This is a genomic window from Fontimonas thermophila (genome assembly GCF_900113085.1).
GTDB lineage: Bacteria > Pseudomonadota > Gammaproteobacteria > Nevskiales > Nevskiaceae > Solimonas > Solimonas thermophila.
Genome location: NZ_FOOC01000002.1, coordinates 330367 through 348316 on the forward strand (window position 1 = coordinate 330367; position 17950 = coordinate 348316).

The 17950-nt window shown below is 59.0% G+C and carries 18 protein-coding genes and 2 pseudogenes; 8 read left to right on the forward strand and 12 right to left on the reverse strand.

Annotation, left to right across the window (positions count from 1 at the left end; translation table 11 throughout):
• Nucleotides 1–116 precede the first annotated feature (116 nt).
• From BMZ48_RS03275 to phoB, 4 genes are all read right to left on the reverse strand, one after another.
• Nucleotides 117–1373, reverse strand: a complete 1257-nt coding sequence (locus tag BMZ48_RS03275) for an OprO/OprP family phosphate-selective porin (RefSeq protein WP_143383606.1) — start codon at nucleotides 1371–1373, stop codon at nucleotides 117–119.
• Between the two features lie 10 nt (nucleotides 1374–1383).
• A complete protein-coding gene (locus tag BMZ48_RS03280; RefSeq protein WP_091531780.1) occupies nucleotides 1384–2355 on the reverse strand; it encodes a PstS family phosphate ABC transporter substrate-binding protein in 972 nt (323 codons plus the stop codon).
• 146 nt (nucleotides 2356–2501) lie between these two features.
• Nucleotides 2502–3890: a phosphate regulon sensor histidine kinase PhoR gene (gene phoR / locus BMZ48_RS03285; protein WP_091531784.1), complete on the reverse strand. Its 1389-nt coding sequence runs from the start codon at nucleotides 3888–3890 to the stop codon at nucleotides 2502–2504.
• A gap of 3 nt (nucleotides 3891–3893) precedes the next feature.
• Nucleotides 3894–4586 (reverse strand): phosphate regulon transcriptional regulator PhoB, encoded by a 693-nt coding sequence (phoB, locus tag BMZ48_RS03290; RefSeq protein WP_200769502.1) that lies wholly within the window; start codon nucleotides 4584–4586, stop codon nucleotides 3894–3896.
• Nucleotides 4587–4828: 242 nt separating this feature from the next.
• Here phoB and BMZ48_RS03295 point away from each other — a divergent pair, with 242 nt between their 5' ends.
• Nucleotides 4829–5425, forward strand: coding sequence for a peroxiredoxin (locus BMZ48_RS03295; RefSeq protein ID WP_091531793.1), 597 nt, complete (start codon nucleotides 4829–4831; stop codon nucleotides 5423–5425).
• Nucleotides 5426–5536: 111 nt separating this feature from the next.
• Complete coding sequence (gene trxB / locus BMZ48_RS03300; RefSeq protein ID WP_091531796.1) at nucleotides 5537–6487, forward strand: thioredoxin-disulfide reductase; 951 nt, start codon at nucleotides 5537–5539, stop codon at nucleotides 6485–6487.
• Nucleotides 6488–6514: 27 nt separating this feature from the next.
• Here trxB and BMZ48_RS03305 read toward each other — a convergent pair whose 3' ends face one another.
• Both BMZ48_RS03305 and BMZ48_RS03310 read right to left on the reverse strand, forming a co-directional pair.
• Nucleotides 6515–6976, reverse strand: coding sequence for a YeeE/YedE family protein (locus BMZ48_RS03305; protein ID WP_091531936.1), 462 nt, complete (start codon nucleotides 6974–6976; stop codon nucleotides 6515–6517).
• Between the two features lie 13 nt (nucleotides 6977–6989).
• Complete coding sequence (locus tag BMZ48_RS03310) at nucleotides 6990–7421, reverse strand: YeeE/YedE family protein (RefSeq protein WP_091531800.1); 432 nt, start codon at nucleotides 7419–7421, stop codon at nucleotides 6990–6992.
• Nucleotides 7422–7499: 78 nt separating this feature from the next.
• Here BMZ48_RS03310 and BMZ48_RS03315 point away from each other — a divergent pair, with 78 nt between their 5' ends.
• The 5 genes from BMZ48_RS03315 to BMZ48_RS03335 all read left to right on the forward strand — a co-directional run bounded on the left by BMZ48_RS03315 (nucleotide 7500) and on the right by BMZ48_RS03335 (nucleotide 11174).
• Nucleotides 7500–7886, forward strand: coding sequence for a metal-sensitive transcriptional regulator (locus tag BMZ48_RS03315; protein WP_234981501.1), 387 nt, complete (start codon nucleotides 7500–7502; stop codon nucleotides 7884–7886).
• 176 nt (nucleotides 7887–8062) lie between these two features.
• On the forward strand, nucleotides 8063–8578 hold the full coding sequence (locus BMZ48_RS03320; protein WP_091531944.1) for a YeeE/YedE thiosulfate transporter family protein: 516 nt from the start codon (nucleotides 8063–8065) through the stop codon (nucleotides 8576–8578).
• Between the two features lie 14 nt (nucleotides 8579–8592).
• Complete coding sequence (locus tag BMZ48_RS03325; RefSeq protein ID WP_234981502.1) at nucleotides 8593–9195, forward strand: YeeE/YedE thiosulfate transporter family protein; 603 nt, start codon at nucleotides 8593–8595, stop codon at nucleotides 9193–9195.
• A gap of 306 nt (nucleotides 9196–9501) precedes the next feature.
• The gene (locus BMZ48_RS03330; RefSeq protein WP_091531809.1) at nucleotides 9502–10146 is read left to right on the forward strand and encodes a DUF6969 family protein; all 645 of its coding nucleotides are present in this window, start codon (nucleotides 9502–9504) and stop codon (nucleotides 10144–10146) included.
• Between the two features lie 26 nt (nucleotides 10147–10172).
• Entirely contained in the window at nucleotides 10173–11174 is a 1002-nt protein-coding gene (locus tag BMZ48_RS03335) for a sulfurtransferase (RefSeq protein WP_091531811.1), read from the forward strand.
• Nucleotides 11175–11234: 60 nt separating this feature from the next.
• Here BMZ48_RS03335 and BMZ48_RS03340 read toward each other — a convergent pair whose 3' ends face one another.
• The 6 genes and pseudogenes from BMZ48_RS03340 to soxA form a co-directional block, all read right to left on the reverse strand.
• Nucleotides 11235–12152: a hypothetical protein gene (locus BMZ48_RS03340; protein WP_143383607.1), complete on the reverse strand. Its 918-nt coding sequence runs from the start codon at nucleotides 12150–12152 to the stop codon at nucleotides 11235–11237.
• Between the two features lie 17 nt (nucleotides 12153–12169).
• Entirely contained in the window at nucleotides 12170–13687 is a 1518-nt protein-coding gene (locus tag BMZ48_RS03345) for an OmpP1/FadL family transporter (protein WP_143383608.1), read from the reverse strand.
• Nucleotides 13688–13899: 212 nt separating this feature from the next.
• On the reverse strand, nucleotides 13900–14793 hold the full coding sequence (locus BMZ48_RS03350; RefSeq protein ID WP_234981503.1) for an MBL fold metallo-hydrolase: 894 nt from the start codon (nucleotides 14791–14793) through the stop codon (nucleotides 13900–13902).
• Between the two features lie 83 nt (nucleotides 14794–14876).
• A complete protein-coding gene (gene soxB / locus BMZ48_RS03355) occupies nucleotides 14877–16601 on the reverse strand; it encodes a thiosulfohydrolase SoxB (RefSeq protein ID WP_091531826.1) in 1725 nt (574 codons plus the stop codon).
• A gap of 10 nt (nucleotides 16602–16611) precedes the next feature.
• Nucleotides 16612–17211 carry a sulfur oxidation c-type cytochrome SoxX gene (gene soxX / locus BMZ48_RS03360; protein WP_200769488.1) on the reverse strand — a complete coding sequence of 200 codons (600 nt, stop codon included), beginning with the start codon at nucleotides 17209–17211 and terminating at the stop codon, nucleotides 16612–16614.
• A gap of 22 nt (nucleotides 17212–17233) precedes the next feature.
• Nucleotides 17234–17626 (reverse strand): annotated as a pseudogene (soxA, locus tag BMZ48_RS03365) (sulfur oxidation c-type cytochrome SoxA); the annotation flags it as partial.
• Between the two features lie 60 nt (nucleotides 17627–17686).
• On the opposite strand from soxA, the pseudogene BMZ48_RS03370 reads away from it, so the two are divergent.
• Nucleotides 17687–17944, forward strand: a pseudogene (locus BMZ48_RS03370) (transposase); the annotation flags it as partial.
• Nucleotides 17945–17950: the final 6 nt, after the last annotated feature.

Consider the following 17950-nt stretch of genomic DNA (forward strand, 5'->3'; position numbering starts at 1 on the left):
GAGCGCGGAAAGTTTATCCCGCCGCACTTTCTCCAGGCGACTGCCCAGCACGCACCTTGAGAAAATGGCCCGGCGGTGTGCGCGGACACCGCCGGGAAAAAGAACAGCGCTGCTCGTCAGAAATTGAACTGACTGCGAAGCTGGAGGATCTGGGTCTCCGTATCCGTCGTTTGTTCAATCTTGCCCGAGAGGTACTCGAGCATGAAGCGGACGTTGGGATTGACGAACCAGTTCATGCCCACGATCCAGTTGCTGATCTTGTCGTTGGGAGCGGTCTCGCCTTCCATCACGTCGTAGCGCGCCTTGAGCTCCCAGGCACCGCTGGCAGCCTTGGGCTTGGGGCTCTTGAACACACCTTTTTTCACATCATAGGGTTTGGTCTCGCCGGTCAGCAGCCAGCTCGCCTGCAGATAATAGGCATCGACCGATTCATCGCCGGCGGTATCGCTCTTGTAATCGACCTTCGCGTACTCGCCCTGTGCGTAGAACGGGCCCGTGCGGAAAGCGAGTTCTCCGCCCAATCCGGTGCGCTCGTCAGACGTACGCGCGATACGGGTGCCACCGGAGATTCGGCCAAAGGCACGCCCCGACGCATCCCGGACAGAGATACCGGTTGGGTTGCCGCTGCCATCGCGCTGTTCACCCTGCGGCCGGTCTGTGCTCGCCGAAAGACCCAGGTGCAAGACCGTTTCGTCGTTCAGTACGGGCGCAAACGTCACACGCGCCGCCGCCCCGACACCCTCGGTGGGAGGAGCTTCCTCATTACGCAGGCTGTAACCCGACACAGCCCAGGTCCAGTTGGCGCCGTGACTGTCGAGAAACACGCCTTGAGCATATTGATTGCCGCTATAAATTCCGGATGCGGTGGCAAAAGGGCGCTCCATGAACAGGATCTCATTGGAGCTGGTCAGCTCTTCCATGCCACGATAAGGCTTGGCCTGGCCGATGCGGAAGTTGACCGGGCCGAGTGTGCTGCCCAACCACATTTCGCGGAAACATCCCGTTCCGGTGCCGGTGAAATCACACTCAAATTTATAAGCCCAACCGTAGGCTTTGCCGTCGAGGATCAGTCGCGTACGACGGAAGTTGGTCTGGCCGGTGAGGTCACCGACATCGTCATCATCCACCGGGATATACGTATCGAAATGGATGCGCCCGCCGATCTTGGCCTCGAAACGGCCATCGTCCGATTTGACCGTGATACCGCCTCTGGATTCCGCGGTGTCGGCATGCGCGACCGCGCTGGCACCGGCAAACACAGCGAGCGCTGCGTATTTGAATAGATTGTGCATAAAAACTCCCATGAATCTGATAAACGCTGGGGGAATGAAGACCTGGCTGACCAGTGGCGCGGCCGCAAATACAGCGCCCACTGCCCGTCCTTCACTGGATCCCGAGTTCTGCTCGGTATTTGGCTGCGATCTTCTCGGACAGCGGCACGTAGCCGTCTTTCTCGACGATCTGCTGCCCTTGTTTGGACAGCACCATCTTGAAGAACTCGCGCTCCATCGGCGGCAGCGGCTTGTTCGGCGCCTTGTTGACGTAGACGTAGAGCACGCGAGCCAGCGGATACTTGCCACTGATAGCATTCTCATGTGTCGGCTCAACGGGCGGCTCGCCATCTTTGTTCGACAGGGGCAGTGCGCGCACGCTAGACGTCGTGTATCCGATCCCGGAGTAGCCGATCGAGTTGAGGCCGGTCGAAACCGACTGCACGACCGAAGCCGAACCGGGCTGCTCGTTGACATTAGCTTTGAAGTCGCCCTTGCACAGGGCGTGTTCTTTGAAGTAGCCATAGGTGCCGGACACCGAGTTGCGGCCGTATAGCTGGATCGGCCGGTTGGCCCAGTCGCCGGTCAAACCCAGATCGCCCCAGCGCGTGATGTCCTTGGGCGCGCCGCACTTGCGCGTGGCCGAGAAGATCGCATCGACCTGCGGAATCGACAGGCTCTTGATCGGATTGTCCTTGTTGACAAAGACCGCGAGCGCATCGATGGCCACACCGACGCCGGTCGGCTTATAGCCATATTTCTGCTCGAAAGCCTGGATTTCCTGATCCTTCATCTTGCGCGACATCGGACCGAAGTTGGCCGTGCCCTCGGTCAGAGCAGGCGGAGCCGTCGATGAACCTGCGCCCTGGATCTGGATGTTGACGTTCGGGTAGAACTTCTGGAACGCCTCGGCCCACAGCGTCATCAGGTTGTTCAGCGTATCGGAGCCGACGCTGGAGAAGTTGCCAGAGATTCCGGGTGCGGGAGTGTAATCGGGCAGCGCGGGATCGACGGCGGCAGAAACCGCTCCGGCCGTCAGGCCTGCAGTCAACCCCAGCGCAGCGACAATCGCCTTGAGTTTCATCATTACTTTTCCTCGTTGATTCAGGTTGGATCGACGGCGGCACACAGTTTCGACGCCGATGGTGTACAGCGTATGAAGAATCGATGACGGTTCGATGACAAGTCGGCTCCGCCCAGCCAGAGCGAGCGACGAAGGAGGTCCTTGCCTTACTGTGACGTAGCAGCTGCCGGCTTCGAGGATCGGCGCGTGATTCGTTGCGGCGGAAAAATGCAGCTGAAAGTGCTGCCGACGCCGACCTCGCTCTCGATGTCCAAGCGACCGTCAAATGCTTCCAGTGCATGCTTGACGATCGACAACCCAAGACCTGTGCCACCGCTTGCGCGCGAGCGGCCGACATCGACACGATAAAAACGTTCGGTCAACCGGGGGATGTCCTGCTGGGCGATGCCAATCCCAGTATCGGCGACACAGAGACGCCCTCCCTGCCCCGGCACCTCGGTCCAACTCACCCGGATCGCACCGCCCGCTGGCGTATAGCGCACGGCGTTGGTGATCAGGTTGGTCAAGATGCTGTGCAGTTCGGTCTCGCCGCCGTAGAGCAGCAGGCCGGTGTCAATGTCCGCCTCGAAACGGTGTTGACCGTCGGAAAGCCGGCGGCCATCCTCGACGGCGCGCTGAACCATGGCCGGCACATCGAGTAATTCCTCGCGCATCTGTGCGCGGCCCGATTCAAGCCGCGCGAGTTTGAGCATGTCGTTGACGAGCGCCTCCATACGCAACGCCTGGTTGCGCATCTCGGCAATCGGCACACGCCATGGCGCAAGCGGTCCCTGCTCCTGCGCGTCCATTTCCATCATGTCGAGATAGCCGCGCAGCACGGTCAGTGGCGTGCGCAACTCGTGCGAAGCGTTGGCGACGAAATCGCGGCGCGCGGCGTCGAGCATCTGCCGCTCGGAGATATCCCGGACGATCAGCAACTTTTGATTCTGTCCGTAGGGGATGATGCGCAGCGACAGCGTCTTGGCCGCATTGACCGGAGAGGGCACTTCGACTTCCCGTTCGAACTCACCCCGTTCGAAGTAGGCGGTGAACTCCGGATGACGGATCAGGTTGGGGACACGAATGCCCACGTCCTGCGGCATGCGTAGCCCCAGCAGCCGGCGCGCGGCATTGTTGAACCATGAGATCTCACCCCGCTCTCCCAGCACTACGGCTCCATCCGGCAAGGCGGCGGTCGAGGCCTGAAATTCGGCGACGATGGCGGCCAGCCGTTTTTTCTTCTTGCGATTTTTCCGCTGCAGTTCGAGAAGGCCATCGAACACTTCCCCCCACAGCCCCCGGCTCTCGGGCAATTCGTAGTGTTTGGGACGGCGCAGCCAGATGCGGAGGCGGATCAGGTTGCGGATCTGCGCCCCTGCGTATAGCGCCAACGCAAGGCTACAGCCCATCGCCGGCACGCCAAACAGCCAGCCCGCACCTGCGCCGAGCAGGGCAACAAGCGCCAGCCGGCCGAGCGCTACGCGCCAGAGCGCGCGCGCCGGGGGATCTGTGGGGGTAGCCGGGATGACCGGCGGCGATGGCGGCCGGTCGCTCATCGATCAGATCTTGTCGGAGAAACGATAACCCGAACCGCGTACGGTCTGGATCATTGCATCATACCCGAAAGGTTCCAGCGCCTTACGCAGGCGGCGGATGTGCACATCCACTGTACGCTCTTCGACATAGACGTTCTGCCCCCAGACGCGGTCCAAAACCTGCTCGCGCGTATAAACCCGGTCAGGATGGCTCATGAAGAAATGGAGCAGACGATACTCGGTGGGACCAAGACGCACCGGTTGTCCGCGCGCCGTGACCCGCTGGCTGGCGACATCGACCTCCAGCCCGTTGATGCACAGCCGCTCGTCCTCGCCGCCAGGCGTGGTCCGGCGCAAGACTGCCTGGATCCGCGCGAGCAGTTCGGGATAGGAAAACGGTTTGGAGACGTAATCGTCGCAGCCGATGTTCAGGCCGCGCACCTTGTCCTCTTCCTCGGCCCGCGCCGTAACCATGATGATCGGGATGTCGCGTGTCGTCACCTGGTTCTTCAGCTCGCGCGTGAACTCAACGCCGGAGAGCCCTGGCAGCATCCAGTCCATCAGAATCAAGTCCGGTCGGGCATCCGCGATCTGCAGACGCGCCTCCTGCGCCGAGCCCGCCTCGGCCACGCGTAAATCGGCCCGCCCCAAGGCAAGACGCAGCATCTCCCGCACCGGCGTCTCGTCCTCGACGATCAAAATCAGCTTGCCTTGCATCGTCATTCAGATCATTAGAAATCAGGTGCAGCATATGAACAAGAGATGAAATTTCGATGACAGCGCGGCGCCCGCATCGATTATCGACGTCTATGGGGCATATGAACAAAAATGTTTTGACCTATCGAACGAGGCTGCGTAGCATGGCGCCCCTCCCGCAGTCACCGCACCTCCATGGCTGCGGCGAGGGTTTATCCGAATACCCCTGGAATGACTCAACACCCAAGAAGGACATTGGAAACATGAGCACGCTTGTTAATCGTCCCGCCCCCGACTTCAAGGCCACCGCCGTCATGGCAGACGGCAGCTTCAAGGAAATCAAGCTCTCCGACTATAAGGGCAAGTACGTCCTGCTGTTTTTCTATCCGCTGGACTTCACTTTCGTTTGCCCGTCGGAAATCATCGCGCACGATCATCGCATCAAGGAATTCGAATCGCGCAACGTGCAGGTGATCGGCGTGTCGATCGACAGCCACTTCTCGCACTTTGCCTGGCGCAATACGCCTGTTGAGAAGGGCGGCATCGGTCCGGTCAAGTTCCCGCTGGTCTCCGACATCCATCACGAGATCACCCGGGCCTATGGCGTCGAACATCAGGATGGCGTCGCCTTCCGTGCCACGTTCCTGATCGACAAGGCCGGAATCGTGCAGCACGCAACGATCAACAACCTGCCGCTCGGCCGCAACGTCGATGAAGCATTGCGCCTGATCGACGCATTGCAATTCACTGAACAGCACGGCGAAGTCTGCCCTGCAGGCTGGAAGAAGGGGGACGCCGGAATGAAGGCAACGCCGGAAGGTGTGGCCGAGTACCTCGCGAAGAACGCTGCCAAACTCTGATCGGCGCCTCCAGCGGTGGGGATGAGGCGCATGCCCGAGCGCCTCATCTTCCGCTGCAGATTTCTCTCTTGTCCTGCGCCACCCGTCTTACGTCTCGGACACGATCACGTCATGAACCATCACCGTCTGATCATTCTTGGCTCCGGTCCTGCCGGCTATACCGCTGCGATTTATGCGGCACGTGCCAATCTCAAGCCCGTGCTGATCACGGGTCTGGAAGTCGGCGGTCAGCTGATGACGACTACCGAGGTCGATAACTGGCCCGGCGATGTCGAAGGTTTGCTGGGCCCGGATCTGATGGCGCGCATGCAGAAGCATGCCGCCCGCTTCGACACACAATTCATCTACGACCACATTCACTCGGTCGATCTGAAAAACCGCCCGTTCATTCTCAAAGGCGATCAAGGCGAGTACCGCTGCGATGCGTTGATCATCGCCACCGGCGCCAGCGCCAAGTATCTAGGGATCCCCAGTGAGACAGCGTTCCGGGGCAAGGGCGTTTCCGCCTGCGCAACCTGCGACGGCTTTTTCTACAAAAACCAGGACGTGGTCGTCATCGGCGGCGGCAACACCGCCGTCGAGGAAGCGCTTTACCTCGCCAACATTGCCAACAAAGTCACCATCGTGCATCGTCGCGACAAGTTCAAGGGCGAAAAGATTCTGCACGACAAGCTGTTCAAGCGCGCTGCCGAAGGCAAGGTCGACATCGTCTGGAATTCGACGCTTGACGAAGTACTCGGCGACGAAAGCGGGGTCACCGGTGTGCGGTTGAAGAACGTTTTGACTGGGGATACCCGGGAAATCCCGGTCAAGGGCGTGTTCATCGCCATCGGCCATCAGCCGAATACCGCGATGTTCGAGGGACAGCTCGAAATGGCCGGCGGTTACATCAAGGTCAAGGGCGGCACCGAAGGCAACGCGACGGCAACCAGTGTGCCGGGGGTGTTCGCTGCCGGCGACGTGATGGATCACGTCTATCGTCAGGCGATCACCTCTGCCGGCACCGGTTGCCAGGCCGCCCTCGACGCCGAGCGTTATCTCGAGCAGCTCGCGGACGCATAAGCTCTGCCCCGCGGAGCCGGCGGGATATCAGCTGGATGCCGTGGAATCGCGGGTTTCTGTCTTGTTTCTGCGCGCATGCCCCAGAGTCAGGTCGTGCGCGAGCATACCTGCTGCCAGCGCGGCGAACACCGCCACTGCGCCGGTGCTGAACGTCGATAGCGACGTCACCACCGGCCCAGGGCAGTACCCGCTCAGGCCCCAGCCGATCCCGAAAATCATCGAGCCTGCGATCAGCCGTGCATCGAGGTCGGTTGCGGTCGGCAACTGAAACTTCGGCGCATACAGCGGCTGTGGCCTGCGCAGCACCACGCGGAATCCCACCGTCGCCACCAGCAATGCCCCCCCCATCACGAACGCGAGTGACGGATCCCACGTTCCCGAAAAGTCCAAGAAATTCTTGACTTTGTTGGGGTTGGTCATACCCGAGAGCGCAAGGCCGATACCGAACAAAATACCGGACGACAGCGCCAGTGCATCACGTCCCTTCATCGGCATGCCCCTCTTAGACCAGATGACGGACAACGAAAACCGTTGCGGCGCCCGACAGCATGAAGCTCAAGGTCGCGACGATTGATCGGGCAGAAAAACGCGAGATACCACAGATGCCGTGCCCTGACGTGCATCCATTGGCCATGCGGGTGCCGAAACCGACCAGTCCAGCACCGATCATTGCCGGCACCAATTGCTCGGTACCCTTCAGCAGCGGCCCGACCGGACCAGCGACGAGTGAATACAACACCCCGCCCGCCACCAGCCCTACTAGGAAATACAGCCGCCAACCACGATCGCCGTCCGACAAAGGTCCGAGCGCGCCGCCCAAGATCCCGCTGATGCCTGCGATACGGCCGATGCCGAGCATCAGCAGCACCACGGACAGCCCGATGATCAACCCGCCTGCCGCCGACGACAGCGGCGTAAAATCCACTATAGTCATACGCTTATTCCATCCAATAGGAAGTCATTGACTGTTTTCTCCTGCCGCCAGGATACTGCAGCAAGTGGCGCAAAACCGATGCGCAACCAGAGGAGCGCCAGCGCTGCGCGCCATGATTCCCATGATACTCCTTGCCGTATCGTCGCTGTCTATCGTATTCCATTTATCCCGAGCATCCCGATGAAAGCCGCCGCACTGAATCCCGCCGCGAACCCACGGCAAGCCCTGATTGCACGCCTACGGCGCATCGAAGGGCAGCTACGAGGCATCCAGAACATGATCGAGCGCGAGGAGAGTTGTGAGCAGGTGCTGCAGCAGATGGCCGCTGCGCGCAAAGCCCTGGAGCGGGCATTCTTTGCCACGGTCGCTTGCGCGTATGAAGCCGAGGCCTGCTCCGAACACGCAAACGAAAAAATCATCCGCAAACTCCACTCGGTTTCAGACCTATTGGTCAAGTACGGCTGAAGCAACCCGTCCGTCGCACGGCCGCTCCAGACCTCAGCCGCGCCGCCGATGGCGCGCATTTCCGTTTGATTGACGGGCGTTCCACACTGGTGTAAAACACCCGTACCCGCATGGGTATCTCCAGCGGAGGAGATCAAATAAACACCCAGCGCCGCGACAGACGGCAGGAGCGCCCCATGAGTGGCACGAGCAAACCGTTGTGGAATCCCTATGCCGCCGGTGTTCTTCTCGGCCTTGGGTTACTGCTCACCTTCATTCTGACTGGACATGGGCTCGGCGCCAGCGGTTTTTCGACGGCGCTGACAGCGGCCACCAGTCATATCCTCGCGCCTGCGGCCACCGAGGCCAACGCATATTTCGGCCCGATGGTGGAGAACGGTAGCCTCCTCGACCTGTGGATCACCTGGCAGGTATTCGGTGTCGCGATCGGTGCGCTGATCGGCGCAATGAGTGCCGGCCGCTTCCGCTGGAGCATAGACGGCCCAACGCGTTTATCCATCGCGCGACGCCTGGTTCTGGCCGGCGTCGGCGGCGCGATCGCGGGTTTTGGTGCGCGTCTTTCGCTAGGTTGTACCAGTGGCTTGGGGTTGTCCGGCGCGGCGACCCTCGCATCGGCCGGTTTCTTGTTCCTGATTGGATTCTTTGTCACGGGCGCTACCCTGGGATTACTCATGAGGAGGTATTGGCAATGACGCTCCCCCTCGATTTGACCGGTCCGGTCTCGGGTTTGGTTTGCGGCGGTATCTTCGGGTTTGCGCTGGAGCGAGCCGGTTTCGCCAGTGGGTGCAAACTCACCGCCCAGCTCCGCTTCACGGACTGGGCTGTCTTCAAGGTGATGTTCACCGCGATTTTGGTGGCGGCGACCGGCATCTGGCTGTTGCAGGTGTTGGGCTTGCTGTCCAAGGAAGATATTTTCATCCCAACCACTTATTTCTGGGCCACTTTGCTCGGCGGTGTCGGCGTCGGAGCCGGCATGGCGATCGGCGGTTATTGCCCGGGAACCTCAGTGGTGAGTTTCATGTCGGGTCGCCTCGACGGTTTGGTGTTCTTCCTTGGGATTCTTGTCGGGACGGCCGCTTTTGCCGGTGTTTACACCTGGATCGAGCCGTTGATGCACGCCCTGCCCGGCCCCGAGGCTCAGACTGTTTCCGAATTGCTGGGTGTGCCGGACTGGATTGTGCTGGTCGCACTGGGGGTCGTGTTCGGCGCGGTCGCCTGGTTCACGCGCACACCAGTTCCAACCGGCACCACACCTTCGAATGCTTCTCCCACGCTCGCACACGGTACCACTGCACGGAGCTTCCAGTGAACAAACCGTCCAGCCGGTCTCCTGCCCACACTGCATCCCGCCTGTCTGTCTCACTTGCCGGTCTGCTCCTGGCACTGGGAACGGTCACGGCCCTATCCGTAGCTCAAGCAGAGGATGGCGCGCAGACAAAAAACGCTAACAAGACGCCGGAATCCACCCAGACACCCAACACGGCCACCGGCACAGAGGAAGCTAAAACCCCATCGACTGATGAAGCGCGCGGCAAGGAACGCCCCTCCAGTCCGTGTGCACCCAAGAAGCAAAAACGCAAGAGTCCCTGCGCCATCGGCGGTTGAATTGGTGTAAATGGGTACCGCGCTTGCCCAGTGGCAATGCAGGCGTGCTCTGGCCGAGGCTGCACAGGCAGCCGAGCGTTTACTGGAGATCAGCACACGTCTCGCGCACAAAGGCATCACCGTACCCGGCTTGCTGGTAGGGGGCGCAACACCTGCGCCTTGGATTCACTTTCCTGACTGCGATGCAGTCGATACAGTGCGGCGTTATCGCTACTACTACCACGTGCATCCACGCCGTCCGCAAGGTGAGCACGGTCATTTCCACTTGTTCCGCCACACTGGGCGCCGGGAGCGTCCAGCAACGCACTTGATCGGCATCGCCGTCGATCCGTATGGCTTGCCATTGCGTGTGTTCACGACCAATCGCTGGGTAACCGACGAATATCTACTGCCTGCAGCAAAAGTCTTGCGTTATCTGCGCAGGTTTCGAATGGACCGTCCGCGCCGGCTACAACTGGTGCACGACTGGTTGCGCGCATTGATTACCGTGTTCGGCCCGACGATCGTCGAAGTGCTCCGGGCCCGAGACGCACGGATTGGTGCAGCTCGCCCCACCCTGCTCGAAGATCGCCGTATTGAGATACTCAGTGCTTCGCGTATCTCGCTGACCCGCCAGATCGCCATGATCGAACGATTGATCAAGAGGCGGATATAAACCATCCATCCCTGGAGAATATCCACATGAAGAAAATGGCTCAAATTGCACTGAAACTGGGTGGTGCTCTACTGGCAGGCCTGTTTGCTCTCCCAGGATTTGGTGAAACCATGCTGCCGGGTCCACTTGTCGATGCGGCTTGGCTTAAGCAGCATTTGAATGAAGTCACTGTCCTCGACGTGCGTGACGATCTCAAAACTTTCACGACCGAACCAGAATTCGAAACAGATCCAAAGACCGGTCAGAAAAAGCTGATCAGCGTCGGCGGTCGTATTGAGGGCACCCTGCCAGTCGATTTCAACAAGATCCGCACAGACCGAGAGATCGGCGGCGTCAAGATCAGCAAGATGCTGCCCAGTAAGGCCGAGTTTCAGGAAATCATGCAAGCCGCCGGCCTCATCAAGGGCAAGCCGATCGTCATCGCCTCCACTGGTGACGATGCCGGTCAGATCGAGGAGGCGACACGCTTGTACTGGTCATTGAAAGTCTACGGCGAAGACCAAATCGCCATTCTCGATGGCGGAGTCGCCGCGTGGCTCGCATCGGGCTACCCGGTGACGACGGTTACCGCAGCTGTGCCGCGAGGCGACTGGGAAGCCACTGATATCCGTACCGATCTCATCGCGGAGATGGCGGATGTGGAAACAGCGCATCAGAAAAAAATCCAACTGATCGACGCACGCCCACTCCCTCAGTATCTGGGCCTGAGCTTCAAGAAACCGACCGTTCTCGCCGGCGGGCATATTGCGGGCGCGAAGAACTATCCGACTGACGTGCGTTTCAAACCCGCAGGACTGGCATATATGTTTCTCAGCCCCGATGAGTACCGCGCTGTCATGCAAGCGCAGGGCATCGATCCCAATGCGGCCAGTATCGCGTACTGCAACACTGGTCATATGGCATCCGGACTTTGGTTCATCCAAAGCGAGATACTCGGCAATCGCAAGGTTCGGCTCTACGATGGCTCGATGCACGAATGGACGACACGGGGTAAACCCGTGGTCGGTATCACTACCCCACGGATCTGACGAACCGATACGGAGAACAACAGCCTCCGTGCCCTGAGGTGTGAATTCATCCAGAGCTCTTTAAAACGAGAAATCCTTTCTCTTACCCCCAGCGACCTGCCGGAACAGTTCTTCGATCGCCCCCGGACTGGAGATGAGCTTGCCGAACGTGCCCATCGTCAGATCCGGATGCCAGACCGCCATGCGAAAACGCATGTGCAAGGCGATGACATCCTGATCATTGACCATCATCTGGTAAGGCAGATATGGGGTGGTCTTGATTGTGAACATCTTCTCGACCGTATCCGCCATGATGTGCTTGTCGTTTGCCCGCTTATCGGAAACGTTGGCGCGGGAAACGCCAAAGACCGTTTGCTTTTTGCCGGGAATCTCCAGCTTATAGACGAATGCAGTGCCGCCAACCCCCTGCCTGAGATTAGCCTCGACGGTGCGAACGGCTTCTTCGTAGCTCGAGTGCCGTCCGAGCTGGTAGAAATCATCGAAGCGCTCCATGCCGACCATGTAATTGAACGACTTGAGCTGCTCCGGGGTTCGCCCTTTCTCGGTACCATATTTCTGCTGGGCGCCGAGCACCGCTTCGAGCTGGCCCGCCGTTCCCGACAGGTCGTCGTTCAAACGATAGGCCGCAGCCAGATACCTTAGATTCAGATAGCTGATCTGGTTCTGACCGTCGACCTGGGTAACCGCGACATGTTGTACGGCACCAAATCCGCCGTATTCGCTCTTGCCTGCCGCTGACTTGAGATCAGCGTTGGTGATCGCAACGACGTGGGCACCGGCATATGGTGAATACTCACCGATAAGTTCAAACCCTGCCGTGCTGAGCTTGTCCTTCACTTTGGTCACCGAGGCTTCGAGTGGCCCTGGCTCGGTATAGGCCAGCACATAGGGCTGCAGGGCTTCTGCATGAACAACACCTGCTGTCGAGGCCGCTAGCATGACGAGAGCTGCGGCGAGAATATGGCTAATGCTTTCCATCGTCTCTCTCCTTTCATTCATTCGAACCGGTAGGTGTATCCCAGGGTGATTTGCCACTGATGCATATCGAGGTGAATGTCCTGATCGTTTTCATCGATGCCGAACAAGGTCGAGGTATTGCCCCCAATGAGCAAATCGGCCATCGTCGCATCGGTGTTACTCAACGGATTCTTGCCGACGATGGGATTGGATTTGGCATACATCGCCGCGAGTGAAAAACCCGTAGTACGCGAGTACTGATACTCAATACCCAACGTGTAGTGCTCCTCGATGACGCCGGGTGCGAGGATGTTGAACAGTACTTCGGTATCCGGAATCGGCTGGTCGGCTTTGCTATATCCGATACGGAACTTGAAGGCCGCAAACCGATATTGCAGACCGAATTTGTGGGTGACGACATCCTGCCAGCCAAAACCAGGGCCGGTTTTGGATCCCAAACACGATGGATTGGGATCGTCACTGCCCATCAAGCCTCCGGTTAAACCGAAGAACAAACGCGGGATAGCGCAGTTGTTGATGAAATCGTTGGTGTCGAACCGGTTGCCGACCGACTTGATCTCGCTGTAATTCGTCCGTTGGTAGTCATAAACGAGTCGTAAGTCTGGGGTGAAATGCAGCGACAATCCAAGATTCCAGCTCGACGGAATATCGAAACCGCCGTCGTCTGCAAAAAGGCCGGCATATTTTTTGAAGGGCGTCATACGGATACGGCTTTGGTAAGACCCCCCCAGACCGACACCCGGAATCAGCCCGGTGAGAAAGCCGATGCGTGCACCGTAGCCATAGGACAGATCGAATCCATTGTCACTAACCTTATCGGGCTTGTTGGAAAATTTTGAAAATGCCATCAAACCATCGGCCCGAAAGCGCTGACCGGCGATTATTGGCGCGATGCCGATCGAAGACCGGTCACCGATTTTGCGTGCATAGTGCGGGGCGATGAAAAGCTGGATCAGGTTCACGCTGGCTGTCGGATCGTCGTTGCCGCAAAAGCCAGCTGTATCCGATGCACCATCGACGGGACTGCCACCGCCGAAAGTGCCGTGACACTCGGTCTCCAGATTGATCAACAACGTTGTCGGGTCGGCGAATCCTTCACCGAAATGGGCTGTGTTGCCGTGATACTCGGTGTTCATGCCTCCGTTGCCATACACTGCAATGCCCCAGCTGGAGACATCGTCGATCGGCAAGGCATAAGCAAAACCTGGGATATAAAACATCTCGTTGTCTGAAACGACCTTGCCCTCACTGATGCGCAAAATGCTGTTCTGGGCGCCCTCTCCCACTGGGCCTGCGGTGTAGTCGCGGATCGGTGAAAACACGCTGAAAATCACATCAAGCCGCCGCCCGACCCAGGCCGATCCGGCAGGATTGATCGTTACGATTAATGCATCCTCGGTGAGCGCGGTACCGGCGCCACCAAGTGCATTCTGCGAAGCGCTGTATCCATGCGCGAAATAGCCGTTGGTCGCCGATGCTGGCAATGATGCAATCCATAAGGCACCTGCCAAAAGCCACGTGAGCGAATCAGACAAGAAGCGTGCCCTTGACGCAGTCATTCCACGCCGTGTGGAATTTTCTTTTCTCTCGCATGAGAAGGGCATTCTTATCGAGTCTCTTTGGCGCAAAGTGGCCAGTGGATCCAGTAACGCCGTCGTATTGGCAGTGATCGGTACCATATGCGTGCTCTCCTCTTGCGAAAATGATTTGCCACGCAACAACCCGAGTTTGAACGGAAACCGCATCCTTATTCAGGTGAAGCGGTGGCCGGTGGCTCGGTGAGACTCTCGCGTTCCATTTCCAGATAAACCGTGTAAGCGTTGGCGCGATGACCCTCGGCAAAGCCTGCGAGTGACGACCATGCACGCCAGTCGGCACGGGCATAGGCCTCATCGAAAGGCAGTAAGTCCGCAACGGCTTGCCGCATCTGTGCGCGCAGATCAGTGAGATACGTCCGCGTCAAACGCAGTGCACTGTGCCAATCGGTTGACGCCGCTCCATGCCCGGGAACGAGGATACGCGCCCGTGGATCATCGAGACGATCCAGCGCGGCAAGCCAGCGTGCGCTGTCGGCCTCCCCGAGGAACGGGATTCTTCCAGCGAAAACCAGATCGCCTGCGAACATCACCCCATCAGGCAAAACCAGCATCGACAGATCTTCAGGACTGTGTGCCGGCCCGACATGCCGCACCTCGAACGTGACGTCACCCAGCACGAAACTGAGATCACCATCGAGCCAGTGATCGGGTTCGACAAGCTGAAAGTCGGCAGGCACCCACGGTGCGAGCGCTTCGCGACGTTGCACCTGCCGCAAACGCGCCAATTCCGAGTCCAAGTACAGCCGTGCACCTGGATGCGCCCAGATCTCCGCACCAGCTGTACGCAATGGGCCGAGCCCATAAGCATGATCGGCATGATAGTGACTGAGAATGACACGGCGGATCGGAGCCGATGTCCGTCGCCGAATCTCGGCAAGCAGAGCTTGACCGAGGGCTGGCGTGCCGAGTGCATCAAAAACGACTACGCCACCACTAGTCACGACGAACCCTGCGTTTGAATTGAATCCGCGGTTTTCCCGCGACGCTGGGCCGGCTGAGCCTTGCACGTAATAGGTGTGTGGACCGAGTTGTTGGCTGCGCAACTCGAGCGTGGCACTCGTGCTCGCACTGCATACGATCCCGAACGTCGCCCAGGACAGCAGCAGTACGATGGCACGGGGCCTATTCATGTTGAATCAGTCCAACCTGGATTGCCAGCAACTCCGATCAGGCGCGGGAGATTCAGACGGGGAGGTGCAATTGTCTTGCGGTCGCGCAGGTAACGCGCGACGACCTCCCAGACTGGCTCGCCCTCGACGTCGGCTGATACCGATGCCCATCCAGCGACTCGATACTTCTTGGATGCATCGAGTGGTTTGCCGTCGAGCCGCAGATCCTGGATGCGTTGGCCGATGGTCTGGGCTGGTTCGATCGCGTAGCTCAGCCCTCCGACCCGCACCATGTCCCCTCCCTGTTGGTAGTACGGATCCGCGTTGAAGATGTTGTCAGCGACGTCTTCAAGAATTGATTTGATCTGTTCGCCGGAAAACTCGTTGACTGTTACGCTCGGATACGTGATCGCCGTCTGATCCATCAAGCGCTCCACCGTAATCGGATCACCCGGCAGCAAGGTCGTGCCCCAACGAAAGCCGGGCGAGAACGCGATGGGCGCGTCTTTCTGTTGCATCAAGGCATCGAGAATCAGTTGATCAAAGCTGCCATTGAAGTTCCCGCGGCGATACAGCAGGCTCTCGGCAATGGCGAGTCGTTCATTCAATCGCTTCTCGTAAGGCGCACGATGCCGGTCGATAACTGCCTGCATCTCGGGATCAGCTGGCAACAGATTGGCGAACACCGGCACGAGCCGGTAGCGCCAATCCTTGAGCCTGCCGTCACGGACCTCGCAGTCAAGTACGCCGAGGAATTTGCCACTGCACCCAACATTGCAGACCAGTGTTTGTCCGCCAGCATTCTTGACCACAACAGGTTGCGGCACGGCATCGTGCGTATGTCCGCCCAGGATCGCGTCAAGCCCCCGGACACGGCCGGCAAGTTTGAGATCGACATCCATGCCATTGTGCGATAGCAACACGACGAGCTGTGCTCCTTGCGCACGCGCCGCATCGATTTGATGCTGTACTCCCTCTTCCTGAATGCCGAAGCTCCAGTCTGGAACAAAATGGCGCGGATTGGCGATCGGCGTATATGGAAAAGCCTGGCCGATCACCGCAACTGGTATGTCATTCACTGTCCGGATTACATAGGGCTTGAATACCGCGTCGCCGAAATCCGTGGTCTTGACGTTGTGCGCAACGAAATCAATGCGCCCCTTGAAAGGGCCGTTGACGATCTGCAACACACGTTCAGCACCAAAGGTAAATTCCCAATGCCCAGTCATCACGTCGACGCCGAGTGCAAGCTGCGCATCGACCATATCCTGGGCATTCGTCCACAGCGACGTCGCCGAACCCTGCCAAGTATCGCCACCATCGAGCAGCAAGGTGCCTTTGCGTGTGGCACGCAGGCGCTTCACCAGCGTCGCCAGGTGCGCATAACCGCCGACCTTGCCGTAGATGCGTGCAGCTTCGACAAAATCGAGCGCACTGAGGGCGTGTGCCTCGCGCGTGCCGGGCTTGATGCCGTAGTGTGTCAGCAAAGCCTTGCCAACGAGATGCGGTGGCCGCCCGAATGCCTCTCCAACCCCGATATTGACGCTCGGCTCACGGAAATAGACCGGCAATAATTGCGCATGGCTGTCCGTCATGTGCAGTAGACTTACATTGCCGAACGCAGGGATGTCATAAAACGCGTCACCATCACCATGAGCAAGCACCTGCGGTGACTGCAGCGCAAAACGTGCGGCAGCGGATGCTGCGAGCAGATGCAGGAATTCTCGGCGACTTAGGCTCATCGCGCGCTCATCATTGATTTACGGGTGATGCCGGATCGAATAGCAGCGCCATGACATCACGGATTTGCTGCTCGCTGAGAATGTTTTTGTAGCCGAAGCGCGGCATGGTACTGCACGGCATGAACGCCTGTGCGTTATAAATCTTGGCCCAGGTGTATTTGAGCACTGCCTCACTGGTTCCACGCAGCTTGCCGTAGTGCTTGAGGCTGGGACCGATCGTGCCGTAGGCGATTTCGGCTTCGGCGAGCTGGTGGCAGGCATAGCAATTACCCCCCGCAGGCTTGGCCGGATCATCGCTATACTGCAGACCCGTCCCGGTCTGCGCGATCTTGTCGCCGTTTCTCCAGTCACCGAGATACCGACCATCGGCAGGGTAGCGAATGGTTGCCGTGTTTTCGGCAATGATCCGCGCAGCCAGCTCGCCCGATACCGTCTCTGCAGTGGAACAAGCTTTCTGCGTGGCATCTTGGTCGAGCCGCTCCAGTGTCGCCTGACCTTTGGGTTTGAACGAAGCCAGCAATACATCTTTGATCGGGGGTGCGGCCAATGCTGTCATCGCACACGACAGCGAAAGCATTGCGCCCAGCCATGTGATCTTCGCCATGCTCATCGGAGATCTCCGCTTGCCTGCTTTAGCGCTTGAGTGCGGGTGCAGACAGCACTCCACCTTCGGCGTTTTTGGCTAAAAACATCGTCAGTGCAATGGCAGCATCGGAGCCATACTGAAGCTCGGGAAACCGTTGCTGACGGAAACAATCGTTCAGCCGCCACTCCATGGTCCGCAGCTCGCCCTGCGAAATACGGTAGGCCGGCCAGGTGGTATAGGCGGCGCGTACATCGGCGGGGTCGGTCAAGTTTGGCAGTGCTTGCAAACGAATCCGTTTGCCGGTTGCGGCATGACAGGTTGCGCAGGAAAAATCGTGAGGACCGGCACGGTAATAAAAAATCGCGCGCCCTGTTTCGTAGGCGGCTTTCTCCAGCGGATGCTCGAAAGGCACAGCCATTTTCCAGCCTTTCCGACGTCCCCCCGCCTTTGAGTAGCACGGCGATCTGGAGTCCAATCCCCAACGACAAGGAGATTGGACGTGAAGAAGCGTTTTACCGAAGAGCAGATCATCGGCTTCCTGCGTGAGGCGGAGGCCGGCCTGCCGGTCAAGGACCTGTGCCGCCGGCACGGCTTCAGCGAAGCCTCGTACTACCTGTGGCGCAGCAAGTTCGGCGGCATGAGCGTGCCGGAGGCCAAGCGGCTCAAGGAGCTGGAGGCGGAGAACACCCGGCTGAAGAAGCTGCTGGCCGAACAGATGTTCGAGAACGACGTGATCAAGGACGCCCTGCGAAAAAAGTGGTGA